Origin of the sequence: Vogesella mureinivorans (assembly GCF_007644035.1) — a bacterium.
Classification (GTDB): domain Bacteria; phylum Pseudomonadota; class Gammaproteobacteria; order Burkholderiales; family Chromobacteriaceae; genus Vogesella; species Vogesella mureinivorans.
On sequence record NZ_VMTV02000394.1, the window covers coordinates 1 to 282 of the forward strand.

The following is a 282-nucleotide window of genomic DNA, read 5'->3' on the forward strand; positions in this document are numbered from 1 at the left end:
GAAGTTGCTTTTAATTCGGGAAAATACTTAAAAATTAAATCAGCTGAACAGACAGGTACCACATCTTCATTCATTAAAAAATGAATTTTTGCACCAGGCCAATTTTCGATTTGTTCGGGTGTTCCCGTATAAATGGCGGCATCAAAAATATGTTCACTGAATAAAAAGGGTTTGGTGCTGGTTTCAAGGTGAATGGTGATTTCTGGATAGACTGCATTGAACTTATATAGTCGGGGCAACAACCAACGTGTAGCAAATGTCGGAACCACACCAAGCTTTAAT

General features: G+C 37.9%; 1 protein-coding gene. It reads right to left on the reverse strand.

What is annotated here, in order from left to right:
* On the reverse strand, positions 1–282 hold a 282-nt coding region (locus FLQ44_RS11170), incomplete at both ends, for a LysR substrate-binding domain-containing protein (protein ID WP_240801257.1).